Annotated in this window: 18 protein-coding genes; all 18 read left to right on the top strand. The window is 58.9% G+C overall.

Annotated features, from left to right (window positions below; all coding sequences use genetic code 11):
- Nucleotides 1-5: 5 nt before the first annotated feature.
- On the top strand, nt 6-1,436 hold the full coding sequence (locus AC1U7K_RS04890; protein WP_480249718.1) for a sugar transferase: 1,431 nt from the start codon (nt 6-8) through the stop codon (nt 1,434-1,436).
- Between the two features lie 14 nt (nt 1,437-1,450).
- Nucleotides 1,451-2,530 carry a glycosyltransferase family 4 protein gene (locus AC1U7K_RS04885; protein WP_480249716.1) on the top strand — a complete coding sequence of 360 codons (1,080 nt, stop codon included), beginning with the start codon at nt 1,451-1,453 and terminating at the stop codon, nt 2,528-2,530.
- Nucleotides 2,531-2,581: 51 nt separating this feature from the next.
- A complete protein-coding gene (locus tag AC1U7K_RS04880; RefSeq protein WP_480249714.1) occupies nt 2,582-3,034 on the top strand; it encodes a nucleotidyltransferase domain-containing protein in 453 nt (150 codons plus the stop codon).
- A gap of 157 nt (nt 3,035-3,191) precedes the next feature.
- Nucleotides 3,192-3,452 carry a type VII toxin-antitoxin system HepT family RNase toxin gene (hepT, locus tag AC1U7K_RS04875; RefSeq protein ID WP_480249749.1) on the top strand — a complete coding sequence of 87 codons (261 nt, stop codon included), beginning with the start codon at nt 3,192-3,194 and terminating at the stop codon, nt 3,450-3,452.
- Between the two features lie 2 nt (nt 3,453-3,454).
- On the top strand, nt 3,455-4,468 hold the full coding sequence (locus AC1U7K_RS04870; protein WP_480249713.1) for a UDP-glucuronic acid decarboxylase family protein: 1,014 nt from the start codon (nt 3,455-3,457) through the stop codon (nt 4,466-4,468).
- Nucleotides 4,465-4,914, top strand: coding sequence for a HepT-like ribonuclease domain-containing protein (locus tag AC1U7K_RS04865; RefSeq protein WP_480249711.1), 450 nt, complete (start codon nt 4,465-4,467; stop codon nt 4,912-4,914). The genes AC1U7K_RS04870 and AC1U7K_RS04865 overlap by 4 nt, the downstream gene beginning before the upstream one ends.
- The gene (locus tag AC1U7K_RS04860; protein WP_480249710.1) at nt 4,902-5,099 is read left to right on the top strand and encodes a hypothetical protein; all 198 of its coding nucleotides are present in this window, start codon (nt 4,902-4,904) and stop codon (nt 5,097-5,099) included. The genes AC1U7K_RS04865 and AC1U7K_RS04860 overlap by 13 nt, the downstream gene beginning before the upstream one ends.
- 30 nt (nt 5,100-5,129) lie before the next feature.
- Nucleotides 5,130-5,864 carry a sugar phosphate nucleotidyltransferase gene (locus AC1U7K_RS04855; protein WP_480249708.1) on the top strand — a complete coding sequence of 245 codons (735 nt, stop codon included), beginning with the start codon at nt 5,130-5,132 and terminating at the stop codon, nt 5,862-5,864.
- A gap of 33 nt (nt 5,865-5,897) precedes the next feature.
- Nucleotides 5,898-6,365, top strand: a complete 468-nt coding sequence (locus tag AC1U7K_RS04850) for a four helix bundle protein (RefSeq protein ID WP_480249706.1) — start codon at nt 5,898-5,900, stop codon at nt 6,363-6,365.
- A complete protein-coding gene (gene rfbB / locus AC1U7K_RS04845; RefSeq protein WP_480249705.1) occupies nt 6,362-7,375 on the top strand; it encodes a dTDP-glucose 4,6-dehydratase in 1,014 nt (337 codons plus the stop codon). The genes AC1U7K_RS04850 and rfbB overlap by 4 nt, the downstream gene beginning before the upstream one ends.
- 151 nt (nt 7,376-7,526) lie before the next feature.
- Nucleotides 7,527-8,381, top strand: a complete 855-nt coding sequence (rfbD, locus tag AC1U7K_RS04840; RefSeq protein ID WP_480249704.1) for a dTDP-4-dehydrorhamnose reductase — start codon at nt 7,527-7,529, stop codon at nt 8,379-8,381.
- Complete coding sequence (locus tag AC1U7K_RS04835) at nt 8,378-9,355, top strand: GDP-mannose 4,6-dehydratase (RefSeq protein WP_480249703.1); 978 nt, start codon at nt 8,378-8,380, stop codon at nt 9,353-9,355. The genes rfbD and AC1U7K_RS04835 overlap by 4 nt, the downstream gene beginning before the upstream one ends.
- 63 nt (nt 9,356-9,418) lie before the next feature.
- Nucleotides 9,419-9,994: a KdsC family phosphatase gene (locus tag AC1U7K_RS04830; RefSeq protein ID WP_480249702.1), complete on the top strand. Its 576-nt coding sequence runs from the start codon at nt 9,419-9,421 to the stop codon at nt 9,992-9,994.
- A gap of 119 nt (nt 9,995-10,113) precedes the next feature.
- Nucleotides 10,114-11,580: a mannose-1-phosphate guanylyltransferase/mannose-6-phosphate isomerase gene (locus AC1U7K_RS04825; protein WP_480249700.1), complete on the top strand. Its 1,467-nt coding sequence runs from the start codon at nt 10,114-10,116 to the stop codon at nt 11,578-11,580.
- A 19-nt stretch (nt 11,581-11,599) separates the two neighbouring features.
- Entirely contained in the window at nt 11,600-13,012 is a 1,413-nt protein-coding gene (locus AC1U7K_RS04820) for a phosphomannomutase/phosphoglucomutase (protein WP_480249699.1), read from the top strand.
- Nucleotides 13,009-13,785, top strand: a complete 777-nt coding sequence (locus AC1U7K_RS04815) for a DUF3108 domain-containing protein (RefSeq protein WP_480249698.1) — start codon at nt 13,009-13,011, stop codon at nt 13,783-13,785. Before AC1U7K_RS04820 ends, AC1U7K_RS04815 begins: the two co-directional genes overlap by 4 nt.
- 153 nt (nt 13,786-13,938) lie before the next feature.
- Nucleotides 13,939-14,955: a class 1 fructose-bisphosphatase gene (fbp, locus tag AC1U7K_RS04810; RefSeq protein ID WP_480249696.1), complete on the top strand. Its 1,017-nt coding sequence runs from the start codon at nt 13,939-13,941 to the stop codon at nt 14,953-14,955.
- Between the two features lie 193 nt (nt 14,956-15,148).
- Nucleotides 15,149-16,072: a class I fructose-bisphosphate aldolase gene (locus AC1U7K_RS04805; RefSeq protein ID WP_480249694.1), complete on the top strand. Its 924-nt coding sequence runs from the start codon at nt 15,149-15,151 to the stop codon at nt 16,070-16,072.
- Nucleotides 16,073-16,107 lie beyond the last annotated feature (35 nt).

Raw genomic sequence — 16,107 nt, 5'->3', positions numbered from 1 at the left:
CACGCATGCTCAGGCAGCAAGCACGTCAGCTAGTCGCGAGAACTGTTGCAATCGACAGCTTTGCCGTGCTTGCAGGCTTTCTCCTTGGCTACTGGATTCGGGCGTTGGCTTTACCCGCGGCCTTGCCCAAACACTTCGCACTCCCGATCTTCGACCTTGCGACGTACGCTTGGATGTGCCTTGTTCTATTGCCGGTCTATATTGCGATGCTCGCCACGTTTAATACCTATCGCCCTGGTCGGCTCTCTACATTTCGACGAATGCCTGTTGATATTGCAAAGGCTGCGGTCGCCGCGATCCTCTTGCTAATCGGCCTAACCTACATCGTAAAGGTTCAGGACGTGAGCAGATCGATGGTCCTCATTGTCGGGCTTACAACGTATATCTCTGTGATCGGAGGAAGGCTCGCGCTGCGCGGGAGCATTCAGGGCCAACGTGGCTATACGATAACCAGTGTGCTGATCGTGGGAACCGGGGAAAAGGCCCAAAACTTCGCCGCATTGATAGAACGAAACAGGAAGTGGGGATTCCGGCTCGTCGGCCTGCTCTCCGAGCATCGGTCAGCCAACTATCCTCGTTCTGTTGGATCGTTCGACGTGATCGGGAACCTGGATGACCTCGAGTGGATTTGTAAGCGACACGTTGTAGATGAAGTGATTGTCGTGGTCCCCGGAAAACAGCTCAGCGATATGGAAGATCTATTCCTGCTCTGCGAAGAGCTTGGGATCAATGCGCGCGTAGCGGTGGGGATTTTCCCGCACTTGATCGCTCGTGCAACTCTGGAGGAGTTTTCTCATATTCCGCTACTAACATTCACGACGAAACCGACAAACTGGGCTGCCCTTGCCGCAAAGCGCTGTGTAGACTTATTGATTGCCTGGCCCGCGCTCGTCATCGGTCTCCCTTTCTGGACGATTATCGCCATTCTCATCAAGGTCGATTCTTCAGGCCCTATCTTTTATTGTCAGGAGCGATGTGGGTTAAGTGGCCGGCGCTTTACAATGTATAAATTCCGTTCGATGGTTGCCGATGCGGATGCCCGACAAGGGGATGTGGTAGAGATGAACGAACTCTCCGGCCCCGTCTTTAAAATTCGAAAGGACCCACGCATTACAAGAGTGGGTCGTATCCTTCGCAAGACAAGCCTGGATGAAATTCCTCAATTGCTGAATGTGATCAAAGGGGACATGTCAATAGTAGGCCCGCGCCCGGCGATCCCCTCCGAAGTAGACAAGTATGAGCGCTGGCAGCGGCGCCGGCTCAGTATGAAGCCAGGCCTGACAAGCTTATGGGTAATCCGAGGACGAAACAACATCCCATTTGAACAATGGATGCATTTCGATTTGGAATATATCGATAATTGGTCATTGTCGCTTGACTTGATCATTCTTCTAAAAACAGTCCCCGTTGTTCTTACCGCCAGAGGCGCGAGTTAGATACCCCACGCCGCGTGAACATCCTCATCGCCGCCTGGCACATTAAAGATTTCAACGTTGGTCTCGGCCGCTATGCGCGTGGCCTCATCACCGCGTTGGCCGACCTCGACGGTGAAAACTCCTATGAGATCGTCACGCCCGTAGAGCCACCGCCGTTTCCGTCCAAGCCGAACTTTCGGTATCGCACGGTCCGGCTGCCGATGTTCAAGCGGCGTGTGTGGGAGCAGGTCGTGCCGTGGCTGGCCGGGCCGCATGATCTTGTCCATCTGCCCTACGATGGATGTATCGCGTGGAAACGGGGAAAGCTAATCGTCACGATCCACGATGTGAAACAGTTGCTCTTCGATGTCGGTCGGCACGCCCCGTCGCTTTTCGAACGCGTCTTCATGGCCGATCGGCGGGCGCTTGTCGATCATGTCATTACCGACTCCGAATCCTCGGCTCTCGACATTCATCGATTGCTGGGATACGAACGTGACCGCATCACGGTCGTCTACCCCGGTGTCGATCTGGAACGCTTTCGACCGGCCAAGGGCGATGAGTCCGTACCGCGCCCCTACGTCCTTTCCGTCGCTGGACCGGATCCGACCAAGAATGTCGAGACGCTGATCGATGCCTTCGCACGGCTTCCACCGGTGCGGCGCGAGCAATACGATCTCGTGTTGGCCGGAGATTTCCGACGGCGGCCGGATCTCAAGCAACGGCTTCGCGAAGCGGGCTTGGAAGCGCAGGTCGTCTTTCCTGGGGTCGTCTCGGATGAGCAACTGGTCGCGCTCTATCAGCAGGCGACCGTCTTTGTCTTTCCGTCCCGCTACGAAGGCTTCGGGTTGCCGGTGCTGGAAGCGATGGCGTGCGGCTGCCCGGTGATCAGCTCTAACGCCGCATCACTGCCGGAAGTCGTCGGGTCGGCCGGGCTGCTGAGAGCGCCATCTGATGTCGATGGGTTTGCAGCGGACCTCGCCGCTCTCTTGGCCGACCCGTCACGCCGTGGCGAACTCCGTGAGCGAGGCCTGAGTCGCGCGGCCCAATTTTCGTGGGAGAGGACGGCCCGGGGCGTGCTGGCGGTCTACCGAAAAGTGAGGACTGTGCCCTAATGCTGTCAATTACTTGCCTAATCCCCTTGGTTCACGTATCTTTTGCCGCTCATGACTCACCATACCCCAGCATCCCGCGACTGGCATGGATCGCCTCGATCTCTCGCGAGTGCCGAAAAAGCCCGCATCATCGAGAAGATCCGAGACGCGCTTGCCCCGCATATGGAAGTCAATTTTGCCTTGCTGCACGAGTCGTTTCTCACGGATCGACCATTTCGTGACATCGATCTTGCGGTATACGTGATTCCAGCCTTTGAAGGGCTGCGGCGCGGCCAGTATGAAATTGATCTTTCCACAGACCTCGCGGAACTCGTTCGTTTCCCAGTTGATGTCCGCGTCCTCAACGATGCGCCGCTTGCATTTCGGTATCACGCACTCACCGGTACGGTGCTGCTTGTTCGAGACGAAGAGTTATTGGATGAGTTCCGGGCCAGAACCTGGGATGACTATTTTGATTTCGCTCCCTTTGCCCGGCGATTCTTACGTGAGGCGATTGGTGAGTGAGGTCAACCTGGATCGTGTCCGTGAATTAGCCGGACATTTGCGGAATGCATGCCGGCTTATCAAGGAGCTCATGCCCGGCGATGTCGAGACCTTCCTGAGAGATCCGAAGACCACGAATGCGTAAAGTACCTCTTGATCGTCGCGACGGAAGCTCGACCTGTGTAATCATCTCGCAGCGAGAAGGGGGGGGAGGAGCCCCGAGGACTACGCCGACTGTATGGCCGTTCTCAGCGAACTGGGAGCGGTAGACGGCGACCTGAAGATTCGTATGAGCAGGATGGCTCGGTTTCGCAACCTCTTGGTTCATCTCTATTCCAGAGTCGATGATCGAGAGGTGTTTCGGATCGCTCAGTTCAGTCTAGGCGATTTTGACGACTATCTCGCGTCGATCGGTCGATATCTCAAGGCAGAGTTGTAAGCATGCGCATTCTAATCACCGGCGGGGCCGGGTTTCTCGGCAGTCACCTCTGCGAGCAACTGATTCGCGACGGTCATGCTGTCATTTGCCTCGATAACTTCATTACGGGCCGGCCGGAAAATATTGCGCATCTGCTCGGCAATGAACGTTTCAGCTTCATCAAATACAACGTCTGTGATTATCTGCACATCGACGGCCCGTTGGATGCCGTGCTGCATTTCGCATCGCCTGCGAGCCCGCAGGACTATCTGGAGTACCCGATCGCCACGCTGAAAGTCGGCGCGCTCGGGACGCACAAGGCGCTCGGGCTCGCGAAGGCGAAGAACGCCCGGTTCCTGCTGGCCAGCACGTCGGAAGTGTATGGCGATCCGCTCGTCAATCCGCAGCCCGAGAGCTATTGGGGGAATGTGAATCCCATCAGTCCGCGGGGCGTCTACGATGAGGCCAAGCGGTTTGCCGAAGCGATGACCATGGCCTATTACCGCTACCATGGCGTGGATACCCGCATCGTCCGGATCTTCAACACGTTTGGCCCCCGCATGCGGCCGAACGATGGTCGTGTGGTATCGAACTTCATCGTGCAAGCGCTGCAAGGGAAGCCGTTGACGGTATTCGGCGATGGCCGGCAGACGCGCAGTTTTTGCTACGTCGACGATCTGGTCGCCGGCATCATTCGCCTCTTGATGATTGAATCGGACAAGACGATCGAGCAGCGGACCGACCGCAGTGGATTTTTCGTGAAGGGTGGGGAGTCGGCGGAGAAGGAGGAGAGCATCCATGATCCCGTCAATATCGGGAATCCACGCGAGTTGACCGTACTCGAGATCGCCCGGTTGATCCTCAAGCTCACCGGTTCGTCCAGCGAGATCGAGCACAAGCCGCTGCCGCTGGATGATCCCAAGGTGCGACGGCCGGACATTCGCCGGGCGAAGGCCTTGCTCAAGTGGGAGCCGAGCGTCAGCCTCGAAGACGCGCTCGAGAAGACCATTGCCTACTTCCGAACCATCCTGCGATGAAGAATGGCCCGGTTCATCACTTTAAGTGGAGGGACACCGGCGGAGACGTCTGTGGCCGTCTTGGACCGATTGCAAATGCTCGGGTGATCGGCAGTGCGGCGCGTTATGTCCCCATGGTGCGATTCCGCAATTTTCTCGTCCATCAATACGAACACGTCGATCTCGGCATTGTATACGGCATTCTCATCAACAAGCTCGGAGATGTCGAAGCGTTCTCCGCCGAGTCAGAGCGTATGTCGAAAGTCATTGACGTCCAACGGCTGGAAGCGATCATGGCGTCGGTGCCCGGTGCCGAATTCTCTCTCCTGTTTGGCTCTGGACGGAGCGGGTGCCTTCCAATGGAAGACTCGGACATCGACGTGGCGATCTATCTCGACGAACGGTTGCAGATTCTCGGTCTCCTTCAAGACTCGCTGAAGGCGGACCGAGTGACATGGTCTTTCTGAACGTCACTGAGAACGTCACGCTCAAGCGGGAGGCGTTGAAGGGGCGACTACTGACCTGTCGTGATCCGGAACTCTACGCCTCTTTTTTCTCATTGGCGGACCGCCAAGGCCGCGACGAGGAAGAGCGTCTCCGGCGAGCATGGGCGATGAGGCGCGAGTTGAAGAAGTTCGAGGCTCGAAGATGACCTCGTCACATTGAACGATTTGGAGAAATCATGAAGGGCGTCGTCTTGGCGGGTGGATTGGGCACGCGGCTGCTGCCGCTGACGCGCGTCACCAACAAGCACCTCTTGCCGGTCTACAACAAGCCGATGATCTATTACCCGATCCAAACCCTGGTGAACGCCGGGATCAAGGAGATCATGCTGGTGACGGGCGGCAACAGCGCGGGCGATTTTCTGAAGCTACTCGGCAACGGGAAGGAGTTCGGCCTGCGACACCTGGATTACACCTATCAAGAGGGAGAAGGCGGCATCGCCGACGCGCTTCGACTGGCCGAATACTTCGCCGACAGCGATCCGATCTGTGTCGTGCTGGGTGACAACATTATCGAACGCAACATCGCCAAGGCCGCCGAAGCCTTTCGCGCCCAGAAGAAGGGCGCCAAAATCCTGCTTAAGGAAGTGAAGGACCCGCAGCGCTTCGGCGTGCCGGTGCTCGAAGGCAAGCGAGTGGTCAACATTGAAGAGAAGCCGCCGAATCCCCGCTCCCCGTACGCCGTGACGGGAATTTATTTCTACGATGCTCGCGTGTTCGACATTATCAAGACGCTGAAGCCCTCGGGCCGCGGTGAACTGGAAATCACCGACGTCAACAACGCGTACATTGCGTCCGGCGAACTGACCTGGGACGTGCTCGACGGCTGGTGGACCGATGCCGGGACGATAGAATCCCTCTACCTCGCCAACCAACTCGTCGCGCAGACGGGAGCGAATAAAGTAGAAGGATGAAATAGTTCGAGGTTCGACGTCCCGGGTTCGAGGTTGATAAAGACGCAGAGAGGAAGAGTTTCGGATCATGGACATCAGCCGCTTCTAAGGATATCCAAGCTTGGCAAGTGGCGGGAGCTTTGCAGGCGAGAGCTTTGCAAGATGGTGTACATGCTGAGTAGCGATGGCGCATTTTCAAGAGACTTTGGTCTTCGAGATCAAACACGCCGGGCTGCCGTTTCAGTGATGGCAAATATTGCAGAAGGCTTTGATACTCGGTCCAATACTGAATTTGTTCAGTTCCTGTCTTATGCGTTTCGCTCGGCCTCTGAACTTCAAAGTCACCTCTACGTTGCTCATGATCAAGGCTATTTTGAGGAAAAGCAGTTTGCCGAATTGTATGAGAAGGCCGGCAAGGTCAAGCGTTTGGTCTTTGTGTTCATTGATTATCTCCGTCACCTCAGCGGCTCAACAAATTCTCTTAACCTGGAACTTCGAACGTCGAACCTCGAACCCTTATGATCATCCTCGTCACCGGCGGTGCCGGATTTATTGGTTCACATCTCGTGCGGCGGCTCTTGAAGAACGGCCACCGGGTGGTCAATCTCGATGCGTTGCGGTATTCCGGGAACTTGGAGAATCTGCGCGATGTCGAGAAGGATTCGCACTACTGCTTCGTGCACGGAGACATTTGCGATGCGGCGACGGTCGCCAAGGTCTTTGCCGAACACAAACCGGAAGCCGTGATCAATTGCGCGGCTGAAACCCACGTGGACCGTTCGATCCTCGAGCCGAGCGGCTTCGCGAAGACCGACGTCGTCGGGACCGCGACGTTGCTCGAAGAGGCACGACGCGCGAAGGTCCAGCGATTTCTTCAAGTGAGCACCGATGAAGTCTACGGGAGCGTGGAAACGGGACACTCAACAGAGGACGACCGCCTCGATCCCCGCAGTCCCTATTCGGCCAGCAAGTCCGGCGGCGATCTGCTCGTGAAGAGCTATTGGACCACGTACCGGTTCCCGGTGGTGATCACGCGCGGCAGCAATACCTACGGGCCGAATCAGTATCCCGAAAAATTCATTCCGCTGTTCGTCACCAATGCCATCGAGGATCAGCCGTTGCCGTTGTACGGGGACGGCAAATACCGACGGGATTGGCTCTCGGTGACCGATCACTGCGCGGCCATCGAATTCGTGTTGATGCGTGGCGAGCCCGGGACGATCTACAACGTCGGCGGAGGCAACGAGCGCGAGAATATCTGGATCGCCGAGCAGATCTTGGCGCATCTGGGGAAGCCGTCTTCGCTGATTCGCTACGTCCAGGATCGTCCCGGCCATGACCGCCGCTACGCCGTGGACTGCAGCCGTCTCCGCCGGCTCGGATGGTCGCCGACCGTGCCGTTTGAGGAAGGCCTGCGCGCCACCATTGACTGGTATCGCGAAAACGTGGCGTGGTGGCAGCGGATCAAGAGCGGCGAGTTCCGCACTTACTATCAGGAAGCATACGGGGAGCGGCTCCGCGAACCCAAATAGCGTTCGAAGTTCGAGGTTCGACGTTCGAAGTTTAAAGATGGATTTCGGCGTTTGATATTCGTCGGCGAACTATTGATGCCTGGCTTATCTCGATCCACCTGATCGATCAACCTAGAACTTCGAACCTCGAACTTCGAGCGGTTCTATCTGAATGCGCATCACCATAACCGGCGCTGAGGGTCAATTGGGCTCGGAACTCCGGCAAGTGTTAAGCGACCACACGGTCGCCCCGCTGCAGTATCCGGACTTTGATTTGCTCAAACCGGATGTCGAGGAGCAAATCCTGAGGACGGAGCCTGATCTGATCATCCATGCGGCGGCCTACACGAATGTGGATAAGGCCGAGGATGAACCGGATCTGTCGATGGCGGTCAATGCGGACGGAACCGCGAGTGTCGCGCGGGCGGCGGCGAAGGCCGGCGCGCGGCTGTTCTATATCTCCACGGACTATGTGTTCGATGGGTTCAAAGGCACGCCATATGAAGAGACGGACGCAACGAATCCACTGAACGTGTACGGTCGATCCAAGCTCGAAGGAGAGCGACGAGCACTAGAACTCTGCGCTAAGACCGTCGTCGTGCGGACATCCTGGTTGTATGGCCGCTATGGCGCCAACTTCGTCAAGACGATTGCCCGGCTCGCGAATGAACGACCCGAGTTGCGCGTGGTCTCGGATCAGCGCGGAAGGCCGACCCATGCCGGGGATCTCGCGCGTGCGCTCGCGGCTCTTGCCCGTTACGAGCTAACCGGCGTCATCCACGCCACCGGCTCGGGCGATTGCACCTGGCATGAGTTCGCCGGCGCGATCGTCTCGATCCTCGGCCTGCCGCCGACCATCCACCCGATTTCGACAGTGGAAGCAAACCGGAAAGCCAAACGACCGCCCTACTCAGTCTTGGCGAACGGTCGCCTCGCCGCCTTGGGGCTGTCCCTGCCACCATGGAGAGCGTCCCTCGAGCGCTTCTTGACACATGAACTGCCCGCCGCTATGGTGACGCGCTCATGAAGCGGGCGCTCATTACCGGTATCACCGGTCAAGATGGCTCTTACCTTGCGGAGCTGCTGCTCGATAAAGGTTATGAGGTTCACGGCATCGTCCGCCGGGTCGCGATCGAGGATCCGGAGCATCGCCTCTGGCGCATCTTGCACATCAAGGACCGGCTTCATCTGCATGCCGCCTCGCTCGAAAGCTTGCCGAGCATCTACCGCGTCTTTCAACAGGTGAAGCCCGATGAGTGCTATCACTTGGCGGCGCAGAGCTTCGTGAGCTATTCCTTCGAGGATGAATTTTCCACGTTGAACGCGAATATCAACGGCACGCATTTCGTGCTCTCTGCCCTCCGCGACTGTACGCGGACCTGCCGCTTCTACTTCGCGGCGTCCAGTGAAATGTTCGGCAAGGTGGCCGAGGTGCCGCAGAAGGAAACCACGCCGTTTCACCCGCGGTCGGCGTACGGCATCTCCAAAGTGGCCGGATTCGACCTCACACGCAATTATCGCGAGGCGTACGGCATCAAAGCCTCCTCCGGGATCCTCTATAACCACGAGTCCCCGCGGCGCGGATTCGAGTTCGTGACTCGGAAGATCACTTCGCACGCCGCGCGCATCAAGCTCGGCCAGGCGAAGGAACTCCGTCTCGGCAACCTCGACGCCAAACGGGATTGGGGCCATGCGCGGGATTACGTCGAAGCCATGTGGCTGATGCTGCAGCAGGACCAACCGGGCGATTACGTGATCGCGACGGGGGAGCAACACTCGGTTCGCGAGTTCGCGGAGTTGGCCTTCTCCCACGTTGGGCTGAATTACCAAGACTATGTCATCGTTGATCCGCAATTGCTGCGGCCGGCCGAAGTTGAAACGCTCTTGGGCGATGCCACGTTGGGCCGCGAGAAGTTGGGCTGGCGGTGCCGCGTGCGGTTTCCCGACCTCGTGAAAGAGATGGTCGAGGCGGACTTGCGCCATTTCTCGCAAGTGCATTGATCGGGACGCCCTTAGTTGTCTTCCACAGACACCCTCTGCTAAGATCGTCCTCGGTTACGTTCGATGATGCCACGGTCCCGCCCTCACCGATCCTCTTCCAAAGGCAACGTCCTCCAGGCACTCAAACGAATCCGCTTATTTGCGACCGACGTGGATGGTGTGTTGACCGATGCCGGCATGTACTACAGCGAGTCAGGTGACGAGCTGAAGAAGTTCAACACGCGAGACGGGATGGGGATCAAGCTGCTCCAGCGCGCGGGGCTCATCACGGCGCTCATCACCCAGGAGGAAACGAAGCTGGTGGCCCGGCGAGGGGAGAAGTTGGCGATTCCGGAGGTGCACCAGCGCGTCTTCAATAAGCTGGAGGCCCTGCGCGAGATCGCCGACCGGCACCAGGTCACGCTCGAGCAAGTGGCGTATATGGGCGATGACGTCAATGACCTTGAAACCCTCGCTGCCGTGGGCTTCTCGGCGACGCCGGCCGATGGTATCGAAGCGGCGCAACGCACCGTGCACTATATCTGTAAGCGGAAGGGCGGCGAAGGGGCCGTGCGAGAAGTGATCGATATGATTCTCGCCGCGCAAGCGGGATCCTCAGAGGATGTGTGGTTCCGCAAGGCGAAACCGCCCGGACCGTAAAAAGGTTCAAGGGTCGACGTTCGAGGTTGTGAGACATGAAAGCTATAGCCGCGAAGAGGAAAAATTCTTCCGCGAAGACAACAGGCCAACGTGCCCCTTCCCGTGAACCTCGAACACCTTTGAATGCTCCAACCTCGAATCGCGAACGCCGAACCTCGAACAACCATCTGTATGCGGTCATCCTCGCCGGCGGCAGTGGAACGCGGTTTTGGCCGTTGAGCCGCCATCTGTATCCGAAGCAGTTGTTGCGCATCATGGGCGGCGAGACGTTGATCCAGCAAACGATGCGCCGCGTGGTGGAGTGTGTCCCCGCCGATCACGTCTACATTTCGACCAACGCCGTTCAGGCCGACTCGATCCGGTTTCAGCTCAACGAATGGAAAGAGGCGCTGCAGAATCATTTCATCCTCGAGCCGGAAGGCCGCAACACGGCACCCGCCATTGCGTTGGCTGCTCATCGGCTCGTGCAGTACGACCCCGATGCGATCATGCTGGTGATGCCCGCCGACCATGTCATTAAAGAGACGGGACGATTCCGAGCGGCGGTGAAGTTGGCGGCGCGGTGCGCCAACGCCGGCTATCTGGTGACGTTCGGCGTGAAGCCGATTCGACCGGAAACCGGCTATGGCTATATCCAGCCGGATGGTCGACGGCCGCTCGCGCGTTCCCGTTCGCTGGTCGGCTATCCGGTCGCGAGATTCGTTGAAAAACCAAACGCCAAGACGGCGGAGCGGTACCTTCGGGCCGGGAACTATTATTGGAACAGCGGCATGTTCGTCTGGCGGGCCTCGGTGATTTTGGAGGAGCTGGCTCAGCATCAGCCGGTGCTGTTGCGAGGGATTCGGCAACTGCCGTCCATCGAGTCGAGTCAGGCGTTTGAGGAGGCCTACCGGAGACTGCCGTCGATTTCCATCGACCACGGCGTCATGGAGCGGTCGTCGCGGGCCGCAATGATCCCGGTCACCTTCACCTGGTCGGATGTGGGCAACTGGAGCAGCCTGGAAGAAGTGGCGACGCTCGATCGTGCCCGCAATGTCGTGAGCGGAAAGGTCGTCGACCTCGATAGCCGGAACTCGGTGCTGTATGCCGATCAACGCGTCGTCGCGACGATCGGCCTTTCCGATATGATCGTCGTCGATACCGCTGATGCCACGTTGATCTGTCCGAAGTCCCGCGCGCAAGACGTCAAACAGGTCGTTGAGATCTTGAAGAAGCAGGGGGCGCCGGAGCACCTGGAACACCGTACCGTGTTCCGTCCGTGGGGGTCGTATACCGTCTTGGAAGAGGGGCCTGGGTACAAGGTCAAGCGCGTCACGGTGAACCCGGGAGGACGGCTCTCGTTGCAAATGCATCATCAACGAAACGAACACTGGGTCGTCATTGCGGGCACGGCCCGCGTCACGCGGGGCGAGGAGGTCTTCGAGCTTCCCGTCGGCCGGAGTACCGTGATTCCCGTCCAGACGCCGCATCGGCTCGAGAACCCGGGCACCGAGGTCCTCCACATCATCGAAGTGCAGAACGGTCCCTATCTGGGCGAAGACGACATCGTACGGTTCCAGGACGATTACGGCCGAACCAATCGTTGAGCACCCGCTGAGCATCGACATGGCACTCTTTCGAGAATATGACATTCGGGGGATCGTCGGGCGGGAATTGACCGGCGATATCGCCGAGCGCATCGGGCGAGCGTATGCGACCGTGGCGAAGGCACGGGGGGGTAAGACGATCGCCGTCGGCCGTGATGGCCGCTCGACCTCCCCGATGCTTCGAGAGCGCTTGCTCCACGGGCTCACGGCGGCCGGCCTCGATGTCTGGGACATCGGCATGGTGCCGACGCCGGTCCTGTACTTCTCCCTCTTTCACTGGCCGCTCGACGGCGGCGTCATGATCACCGGTAGCCACAACGCGGCCGAGTACAACGGCTTCAAGTTGTGCATCGGCAAGGAAGCACTCCACGGCGACGGCATTCAGGAGTTGCGAGCAGTCATGGAGCGAGGCGCATTCTCCTCGGGCAGCGGACAGGTGACAAATCGGCCCATCCTGCCCGACTACTTGGCGTACTTGAAGACGCACTTCGCGTCGGTGGACGCTCGCCATCTGCACGTCGTCATCGATTGCGGGAATGGCGCGGCGGCGCTCGTCGCCAAACAGGCCCTCGAGCAACTGGGCTGCCGGGTCACGGGACTCTATTGTGACGTCGACGGCTCGTTCCCGAATCACCATCCCGATCCGACCGTCGTCGAGAACCTTCAGGATTTGATCGAGGCGGTCCGGACGAGCCGGGCGGACGTCGGCATCGGCTATGACGGCGATGCCGATCGCATCGGCGCGGTTGATGAACGCGGAGAGATCCTCTGGGGTGATCGACTCATGGTGATCTTCGCGCGTGATATCTTGAGCGAGCGGCCGGGCAGTACGATTCTCTCGGAAGTGAAGGCATCCCAAAGTCTCTACGATGACATCGCGCGCCGCGGCGGTCGAGGGATCATGTGGAAGACGGGGCACTCGCTGATTAAAGCCAAGATGAAGGCCGAATCGGCGGTCCTCGCGGGCGAAATGTCCGGCCACATGTTTTTTGCCGATCGGTACTTTGGCTACGACGATGCGATTTATGCGTCCTGCCGGTTGGTGCAAATCTTGGCCAAGACGGGAAAGCCGCTCTCATCCCTCATCGCCGATCTCCCGACTACGGCCGTGACGCCGGAAATTCGCGTCGACACGCCCGATGCCGTGAAGTTCCAGCTGGTGCAGCGAGTGCAGGCCAGGCTCGTGGAACAAACCACCGCGAAAGTCCCACTCGGCCCCGGCCTCGCGATCCGTGACGTCATCACGATCGACGGCCTCCGAGTCGTCTTCGACGACGGGTGGGGACTCATCCGAGCGTCGAATACCCAGCCGGCCCTCGTCATGCGGTTTGAAGCCTCATCGGCGGACCGATTGGCTGCCATCCGGTCGGCCATTGAGTCGGAAGTGCATGAAGCGCGTCGAGCGGTTGGCGTCCCGTCTGGAACCGAGTGACACGAGCGAACGCCGCCGGCATTGTCTCTCTGACATCGGCTCTCCTGGTTGTCCTCTCCCTTCTTGCCGGTGCCACAGTCTCCGAGGCCGATCCTCCCCCACACGCCATGGCCCGGGCCTTCGTGCCCGGGGAACGGCTGACCTATGCCTTGAGCTATTTGAACATGCGAGCGGGGACAGCCGTTATGGAAGTACGGGAGGCGCCGCCGGTTGCCGGACACCCGGCGCTCAAGTTGCTCACAACGGCGAAATCAAGTCCGGTCGTCACGAAATTCTATCCCGTGGACAATCGGGTCGAATCCACCATTGACGCCGACACGCTGGCCCCGTATCGGCTCATCTTCCAACGGCGCGAAGGGAAAAAGCATAACGACTTCGACGTCACCTTCCATCACGATCAGCACACGGTCACCTCCATCAAGGACGGAAACGGAGAGACGCTTCCGATCCCTCCGAACACGCACGATTTGATCTCCTGCCTCTACTATGTCCGCAGTCTGCCGTCGATCCAGCCCGGCTCACCGGTCGTCCTCAACATTCATCATGACAAGAAAAACTATCGCGTCGAAGTCCGGGTCGAGGGCACGGAGCGCCTGCGGACGGCCAGCGGGGAGCGAGAGACGATTCGACTGTTGGTAATCATGCCCTTTCAAGGACTCTTTCTCAACGAAGGCAATATCCGCGTATGGCTGACGAATGACGATCGGCGCGTGCCGGTCATGATGAAGGCCAAAGTCATCATCGGGTCGGTCGTCGCGAGGCTCATCGAATAGCGGAGGCTCCCACCGAGAACCGCTGTCAGAACAAATGCATCCAATACTCTTTCGGGCGGCTCCAATCGTCCCTAGGACAATCCAGTACACCAACGTCTGATTGCGCGTCCTTCCGCGAAATAGCTATAATCCTTCGGACGTAAGGGGGAAGGCATGCCGGATGCGCCCATGACGCTGACGCGCCACCTGCTCCGTGAGCAGGCGGTCCATCCTGCCGCCAGCGGCGAGTTCTCCACGATTCTTTCCCAGTTGGCGCTTGCCGGGAAAATGATCAGCCGCGACCTGAGTCAAGCCGGACTCATCGATGTCTTGGGCACCACGGGCGACATCAACGTGCAAGGCGAAGCGGTCCAAAAATTGGACGAGCGCGCGAATGACATCTTCGTCAAGGCGTTTGAGTACTACGGCGGCATCGTGCAGGCGGTGGTCTCCGAAGAGATGGAAAAGCCGTGTCGCGTGGATGACCTGGCCGGTGGACGCCCGCAAGGGAACTATGTGATTTTCCTCGACCCCCTCGATGGGTCGTCGAATCTCGACGGCAATCTGACCGTCGGTTCTATTTTTTCCATTCACCGTCTCTCGGAAGTGGACGACTATGACCTTCAGCGCCAGCTGCTTCGCCCCGGATGCGAACAACTGGCGGCCGGCTATTTTCTGTACGGCCCCAGCACGCTCTTGGTCTATACGAGCGGGAATGGCGTGTATCAATTTACGTTGGACCAATCGCTTGGCGAGTTCGTCCTCTCGCGCAGTCGAATCAAAATGCCGTCCCGTGGAAAGGTGTACAGCGCCAACGAAAGCAATTACGAGAAGTGGCCGCGCGGGGTACAGCGGTTCATCGACTACCTGCGTCAGAAAGATCCGCCCACCGGCCGCCCCTATTCCTCTCGCTACTCCGGCTGCCTGGTGGCCGACGTGCATCGATTTCTCAGCAACGGCGGCATTTATCTCTATCCGGCTGAAAGCGGTAAACCCGAGGGCAAGCTCCGGTTGATGTACGAGGCAGCACCCCTCGCGTTCATTATCGAGCAAGCGGGCGGCGCGGCGGGCACGGGAACGGAACGGATTGCGGTCATCCGGCCCACGGCGGTCCACCAGCGGGTGCCGTTGATTATCGGAAGCCGAGAAGACGTGGCGCTCGCCGAAGCATTCATCCAAGGCAAGCGATAATTTCGTTGTGGGCGTTCAGTCCCATTGGTCCGTTGATTCGGTTCATTCGGTCCGTTGACTCCGTTATTTCCGTTTGGCCTTTGATCCGCGACACCGGTTCTGCGGAGAGAAGGGTCTCAAGGAGAAGGCTCGAGGACAAAGATAGAAGTAACGGCCGCAACCGACCTGGTGTCTTTTCATCCGGAGGATCTCTATGAAGCAACGAGTCCGAGAAATTTTGAGCTGGTACGGGAGCGAGAACCCTGGGATCAAGGCCAATCTCGCCCGCCTGCTTCAACACGGCAAGTTGGCCGGAACGGGCAAGCTGGTGATCTTGCCGGTCGACCAGGGATTCGAACATGGGCCCGCCCGAAGCTTCGCGCCCAACCCACCCGGCTACAATCCCTTGTATCACTTCGAACTGGCCATCGAGGCGGGGTGCAACGCGTACGCGGCACCGCTCGGCTTTTTGGAAGCAGGCGCCGATCAGTACGCCGGGGCGATTCCGCTGATTCTGAAATTGAACAACCATGACGTGCTTCACGACGAGAAGGATCCGCTGCCGGCGGTCACCGGCAGCGTGCGGGACGCGTTGCGGCTTGGATGCTGCGCGATCGGCTTCACGATCTACCCGGGCTCCGCGCACTGCACCGAGATGTATCAGCAACTCCGGGAGATTGCCGAAGAGGCAAAATCGCATGGGCTGGCGGTCGTCGTCTGGTCTTACCCCCGCGGCTCAGCGCTCAGTAAGGAGGGGGAAACGGCCATCGACGTAGTCGCGTACGCGGCGCAAATCGCCGCGCAACTCAGCGCCCACATCATCAAGGTCAAGCTGCCGACCGACCATCTGGAGCAGGCGGCTGCGAAGAAGGTCTACGAAGCCGAGCAAATTCCCATCAAAACCCTCTCCGAGCGTGTTCGCCACGTCGTGCAAAGCGCCTTCAACGGACGCCGCATTGTCATTTTCTCGGGCGGTGCCAAGAGCGCGGATGCCAACGTGTTCGAGGAAGCCCGGGCGATTCGAGACGGCGGCGGCTTCGGATCGATTATCGGCCGCAATTCCTTCCAACGGCCGAAACCGGACGCGCTGAAGTTCCTGAACACCGTCATGGGAATTTATGCCGGTGAGATTCCCTGAGATGGAGGCTCAGGCCGGGCGGGGGATCGACAACG

It is taken from the genome of Nitrospira sp. Vd2, assembly GCF_979581665.1.
This window is presented reverse-complemented; position numbering and strand designations above follow the sequence as displayed.

Excerpts from the sequence above, each read along its gene's own strand:
- AC1U7K_RS04855 (WP_480249708.1), top strand. The coding sequence starts at position 5,130 with ATGAAGGGCGTCGTCTTGGCGGGTGGATTGGGCACGCGGCTGCTGCCG.
- AC1U7K_RS04860 (WP_480249710.1), top strand. The coding sequence starts at position 4,902 with ATGGTCTTTCTGAACGTCACTGAGAACGTCACGCTCAAGCGGGAGGCG.
- rfbB (WP_480249705.1), top strand. The coding sequence starts at position 6,362 with ATGATCATCCTCGTCACCGGCGGTGCCGGATTTATTGGTTCACATCTC.
- AC1U7K_RS04880 (WP_480249714.1), top strand. The coding sequence starts at position 2,582 with ATGACTCACCATACCCCAGCATCCCGCGACTGGCATGGATCGCCTCGA.
- AC1U7K_RS04805 (WP_480249694.1), top strand. The coding sequence starts at position 15,149 with ATGAAGCAACGAGTCCGAGAAATTTTGAGCTGGTACGGGAGCGAGAAC.
- rfbD (WP_480249704.1), top strand. The coding sequence starts at position 7,527 with ATGCGCATCACCATAACCGGCGCTGAGGGTCAATTGGGCTCGGAACTC.
- AC1U7K_RS04870 (WP_480249713.1), top strand. The coding sequence starts at position 3,455 with ATGCGCATTCTAATCACCGGCGGGGCCGGGTTTCTCGGCAGTCACCTC.
- AC1U7K_RS04890 (WP_480249718.1), top strand. The coding sequence starts at position 6 with ATGCTCAGGCAGCAAGCACGTCAGCTAGTCGCGAGAACTGTTGCAATC.
- AC1U7K_RS04865 (WP_480249711.1), top strand. The coding sequence starts at position 4,465 with ATGAAGAATGGCCCGGTTCATCACTTTAAGTGGAGGGACACCGGCGGA.
- fbp (WP_480249696.1), top strand. The coding sequence starts at position 13,939 with ATGCCGGATGCGCCCATGACGCTGACGCGCCACCTGCTCCGTGAGCAG.
- AC1U7K_RS04820 (WP_480249699.1), top strand. The coding sequence starts at position 11,600 with ATGGCACTCTTTCGAGAATATGACATTCGGGGGATCGTCGGGCGGGAA.
- AC1U7K_RS04830 (WP_480249702.1), top strand. The coding sequence starts at position 9,419 with ATGATGCCACGGTCCCGCCCTCACCGATCCTCTTCCAAAGGCAACGTC.
- AC1U7K_RS04835 (WP_480249703.1), top strand. The coding sequence starts at position 8,378 with ATGAAGCGGGCGCTCATTACCGGTATCACCGGTCAAGATGGCTCTTAC.